The sequence below is a fragment of the Bacillus sp. S4 genome (assembly GCF_040838205.1).
GTDB classification, from domain to species: domain Bacteria; phylum Bacillota; class Bacilli; order Bacillales; family Bacillaceae_G; genus Bacillus_A; species Bacillus_A cereus_U.
Genome location: NZ_JBFPJI010000461.1, coordinates 1 through 2,009, shown reverse-complemented (window position 1 = coordinate 2,009; position 2,009 = coordinate 1). Strand labels below are relative to the sequence as shown.

Below are 2,009 nucleotides of genomic sequence, written 5' to 3'. Positions count from 1 at the left end.
ACCTTGAATAAACTGACATTTATTTTTTTGAAGAAAATTTACGTGTTCTTTCGTTTCTACACCTTCAGCAATGACAGACATTCCTAATGTATGTGCTAATGTGATGATCGTTTTAATGATTTCCATTCCATCTTCACACGTTTCAGACATTGTAATAAATTCTCTTGGGATTTTTAACGTATCGATTGGATATAAAGGTAAGTAGGCTAGGGAAGAATAGCCTGTACCAAAGTCGTCGATTGAAATGTGAATCCCTAAACTTTTTAGTGTACGCAGTTTTATCAATGTTTCTCTCTCATCCATCATTGCAATGCGTTCTGTTAATTCTAGATCAAGGGAACTTGCTGGTAAGCCTGTAGTTGTTAAAGTAGAAGAAATAGATTTTACAAAGTCTTCTTGTTCAAATTCTTTAGCAGATAAATTTACTCCTATTTTTAAATGAGAATATCCGAGTGTGTGCCAACGTTTCATTTCCTGACAGGCTTGCTGTAATGTCCATTTTCCTATTGGAATAATTTGTAGTGTTTCTTCGGCGATAGGGATAAATTCATATGGAGAAATAACACCTAATTCGGGATGGTTCCATCTGATTAAAGCTTCGGCACCGATAATTTTATTTGATTTGCTATCAACTTGAGGTTGATATAAAAGGAACAATTCTTCATTTTGAATTGCGTTTGGTAAATCTTTCTCTAATCGTAATCGTCTTTCGATTTTTTTAGCGATTACATCGTCATAAATAGAGACAGAGTTAAGCTCTTTTTCCTTAGCATCATACATTGCAACATTAGCGTTTTTTAAGAGTGTAGCGGTATCAATTCCACCAGATGGATATATAGCGATGCCGATACTAAGTGATAAAGTTAATTTATGCTCATGTAGGACAAACGGTTTTTTCATGCCTTCAAATAATTGGTTACATAACTTGAATAAGGAATCATGGTCCGTATAGTTTTCGATTAAAATTGTAAATTCATCGCCACCGATTCTTGACACAAGAGTATGTGATGGAAGACATGATTGGAATCGCTTTGCTACCTCTTCTAATATGTAATCACCTGACGAATGCCCCAGTGTATCGTTAATTACTTTAAAGCGGTCTAAATCTAAATATAATAATGCGAACTCACTTTGTGCTGTTTTAGCATTTTTTATAACTTTTCTTAATTTCTTATGAAAAAAGGCACGGTTCCCAATTTTCGTTACAGTATCATGGAATGCTAAATATTTAATTTCTTCTTGTTGTTTTTTTAATGCGGTAATATCCTTTACCATAATATAGCTTCCTGAAATTTGTCCATCTATCATAATAGGAACGATGGTAACGTATAAAAAATAAGTAAAGCCATCTTTATATTGAGAACTAAGTTGTAAAGATGCGGATTCTTGTTGTTTAACCTTTTCTAATGCAGATGCTAGTTTATGTTTATCTTCTTTTAAAATAATCGAAAAACATGTTTCACCAAGTAACTCGTTTGTTGGCGCTCCAAGTAGCATACTCCCGGCTTTATTTACATTTAAGAATATTCCATTTAAATCAATCGTAAAAATAGGATCAGGATGATATTCATATAATGATTTAAACTTTTGTTGTTTTTGAGATAGAGCCTCTGATTTATGGACTAAATCAGAAGTCCTTAAAGTAACTTTTTCTTCTAGTTGAGCATTAAATGCTTGTAGACGTTTTGTTAGAGTAGCGTTTTGCATACCTACAATAGAATGTCGAATAAGTACAAAAACAAAAGCGATACAATTTCCTGTAATGAGAGTGGAAGATGATGTTTGTTCTTTTAATGTAAACCCGATTAGTATTGCAACAGCAAGATAGGGAAATACGACTAAAACTTTCTTTCCTAGTATAGGGTTTACAATGAAATAATTTTTATGGCTGTTATCATCTTCTGAAATAGACCCAGCTATTGCGATAAGCAATATAGGTATTCTATATAAAAGACGTAAAAATGTTATAGTGTCAGTTGATAAATGGGTATTTAAGTAAAAGTAAATAT

General features: G+C 32.6%; 1 protein-coding gene. It reads right to left on the bottom strand.

All coding sequences use genetic code 11. From position 1 onward, the window contains the following. Nucleotides 1-2,009: EAL domain-containing protein (locus tag AB3X48_RS21590; protein WP_367959926.1), on the bottom strand; the 2,009-nt coding region annotated here is incomplete at both ends.